Raw genomic sequence first — 2,741 nt, forward strand, 5'->3', positions numbered from 1 at the left:
TGGAAAAATCCCGAAAATTGTACCCCTTCTGCTTCTTTTCCTTCTCTTCGGCCATGGCTCTTTCCTTCTCCCCCTTCATGAGGTCTCTTCAGGCGTTTGCTGTCTTGCGTGAACACCGCTCAGGAGGCCGTCCGAGAACTCGTTTTCGCTGGTTTGCGGTCGAGCGATTTCATCGAGTTCCAAGGCCACGGTGGGCCGCAATACGCCTTCTCGGAAAGCATCCTAGGACATTTTTTGAATAAAACCTTTCACCAAAGCCACGGACTCTGGATGGCGCAAAATCACCACGTCAGCGCCGGCCAGCAGCAGATCCACTGCGGTGATGGTTTCCATCATCACGGCGCGGGTCTTTTGATCGCCCAGTTCCGGCGCTTCGTCATTGGTCTGGTTGGCTTCCTTGGTCTTCCACACTTCATCGCCCACGTTACAGATGATAGGCTGGAGCAGCTTTTCGTCGCCCTGGGTCAGACCCGCCTGAGTGATGCGTTCCATCACCGAATAGGTGTACTCCAGCCCGTACCCCAGACCGCCCGTGGTGGGATCCATAACGATCTTGTCTTCTTTGACGCCCAGATTTCCTAAAAGAATATTCAACTGCTTGGCCAGGTTCACGTCAATGGGGGTGGAGGCGATCACCGTGTGTTTGTAGCCCAAGCAGGCTGCCGCGATCTGTTTGTAATCGCCTTCTTCCACCGGAGCGACGGCCAGATTTTTTCCGGCACATTGCTCGGCCACAAGGCGCATGACCTGCGAATCCTTTTGGTGATTGCCCACGCCCCATACCACCACCGGCACTTCCACGGCATCGACGATCTTCTTGACCACCGCAGCCACCTCTTCGGCCGGTTTGTTGTCGGCGTTAGGGTCCGCGCTTTTCGTTTGAATCACCAAAATTTCCGCCCCGTATTCTTGGATGCACTTTTTGGCCCAAGCCACCGGGTCCCCCAGAACATCCTTAAAGGGTTCCTTCGCCACTTCCGGCCATTCGTCATTGGGGTTCTTGTCCCAAATCTCCATGGCAACTTTTGGGGGATGAGGCATCTGACCTTCAAAGGTGTAATAAGGAAAAGCCGATCGGCCCCCGATGACCACGGCCTTGTCGCCGACGCCCAAGGTCACCTCACGAATGCTTCCAGTATACTTTTGCTGTACAGGTTGGAATGCCAAGGTCGTCCCTCCTTTCAGTGCTTGTGCCTTTTTTCATTTTTAAGCCTAGCCCATTATGCCTTTTAACTCTTTTGCCGAAACCTCCTTTTTGGATTAAGGATCTCCAAGGGAAAGACAGGTCTTGACTGGGCGAAAAAGCTGCACAAAAAGCGACAGACGCAAAGCCTGTAAGGCCTCTCGACTCCATCGCTCCAATCTGCAGCCCTTTGCCATGTTGACCATCCGAGCCGGTATAAGTGCTTGGTTTCGAGGTTGGTTCACATGTCAAGGTGGTGCGCCGGCAATCAAGGTGAATCCTCACCACCTACGGGGCACCCATGCATATAAGATCGCCAAAGGCTTGTCAACTCGTTTCACGGGCTGAAGGTGTGAACGCACAAGGCTTCCCCCCACCTTTTCAAATTTTCCGCCCTTGCCTTCCCCAGGGATTATCAACCTGGGCGGTCGCCTGCACGCCCGATCCCGCCCGCACTCTTCGCAAACCATCGTCTTTTTCACGATCCGTGAACGGCCAAGCGCCCATGAACGCGGCCCATCACATCAGAAACACGTGGGGACCAAGAGGTGCCTGCGAGCCTGTCGCCGCGTCTGAATCACGGGGTCATGTTTCTGGGGTCTCTTTTCCGGCACCACACGAACGGTATTGCCGTGCCATTCCAATCGATAGGTATTGTAGGGACTGTTCAGGACGCCATGGTCCACGGGCAAACGATAGGATAGGAAGTGCTCGATCAAAGAGGAGGACCAGCGGCGAGGAAAATATCGCCAGGGCTCAAATTCATAAAACCCGTCGATGAGCAGGGATCGCACCACCACGTGGCGCGGCGGGGCAGGAATGGCTTTCAGCAGCCGTCTCTTGATCAGGGCGTGCACCCGCGGCGACGCGTCTTCGCGAACCACTTGGGAGGGGAATTCATCGCCCGGAGGGCTGTCCCCGAAATTGCGCTTGACCAGGGCCACATCCCGAAGGATCTTTCGGGCATCCCAAAAGTCCAAGTCTGTGTATAGATGCAGTCCGTACTTGGTTTTGGCAGGGTGGCAGTAAACAATGCGGGCCATGACGTTCTCCTTGGGCCTAAAGTTTTGCGCTACCCTGCACAGCCGCAACCGCAGCCGCACCCCCCGCCGTCGCTTTCTCCAATCTCAGCGACGAATCGGAGGCCGAATCGGTCCACAAGGTTCCGAATTTCGCTGGGCATGAGATACTGAACAAAGGTTTGTTCCACACCGCGGACCTTATCGGCATAGGCGGAGGTCACCGCGGCCATATGGTCGTAGAGTCGTGACACATAGATCATGTCCAGGGTCGTGCTTTCTTTGGAGTCTTTCAGGGCGCACAAAGGAATCCAGCTGCCTCGCATCTTTAAAAAACCCACGTAGAAGCGTTCGCTCTCCGAAAACTCTTGAAAGAAGTCATTGGCCGGAACCACCTGCATCCTTGTCTCCTTACCGAGCGAAGCCGTTGCCACCTTTGGTGGGTTTATAACCGGCACGACAGCAAAATTCAATCCAGACGGCAAAAAAAAGCCGGTCAGCGGACCGGCTATTGGTGAAGGGATTGGGCTGGCGGCGAC

The 2,741-nt window shown here is 55.1% G+C and carries 3 protein-coding genes; all 3 read right to left on the bottom strand.

What is annotated here, in order from left to right; genetic code table 11:
- Positions 1-222: 222 nt before the first annotated feature.
- The gene (locus ACUVSA_RS14525; RefSeq protein WP_445895365.1) at positions 223-1,167 is read right to left on the bottom strand and encodes an acetyl-CoA decarbonylase/synthase complex subunit delta; all 945 of its coding nucleotides are present in this window, start codon (positions 1,165-1,167) and stop codon (positions 223-225) included.
- 540 nt (positions 1,168-1,707) lie between these two features.
- Positions 1,708-2,226, bottom strand: coding sequence for a hypothetical protein (locus tag ACUVSA_RS14530; protein ID WP_445895366.1), 519 nt, complete (start codon positions 2,224-2,226; stop codon positions 1,708-1,710).
- A gap of 29 nt (positions 2,227-2,255) precedes the next feature.
- Positions 2,256-2,603: a hypothetical protein gene (locus ACUVSA_RS14535; RefSeq protein ID WP_445895367.1), complete on the bottom strand. Its 348-nt coding sequence runs from the start codon at positions 2,601-2,603 to the stop codon at positions 2,256-2,258.
- Positions 2,604-2,741 lie beyond the last annotated feature (138 nt).

This window comes from Desulfosoma sp., assembly GCF_052743555.1.